We start from the raw sequence: 231 nt of genomic DNA on the forward strand, positions 1-231 counted from the left end.
CCGCCGACCACCGCGACCGTGGTGTCCACGTCGAGCTTGCCGGTGGCGAAGTAGTCGAGGAAGAACAGCGGCTCGGCGCCCTGCACCAGCACGTCGTTGACGCACATGCCGACCAGGTCGATGCCGATGGTGTCGTGGCGGTTCAACTGCTGGGCCAGCTTGAGCTTGGTGCCGACGCCGTCGGTGCCGGAGACCAGCACCGGCTCGCGGTACTTGCCCGACAGGTCGAAC

1 protein-coding gene is annotated in these 231 nt (G+C 67.5%); it reads right to left on the reverse strand.

The annotated features are described in order from the left end of the window. Positions 1-231, reverse strand: a 231-nt coding sequence (locus HKX41_13855) for a phosphoribosylformylglycinamidine cyclo-ligase (protein NNC25218.1), incomplete at both ends; no start/stop codon positions are given.

It is taken from the genome of Salifodinibacter halophilus (assembly GCA_012999515.1).
GTDB classification, from domain to species: Bacteria; Pseudomonadota; Gammaproteobacteria; order Nevskiales; family Salinisphaeraceae; genus Salifodinibacter; species Salifodinibacter halophilus.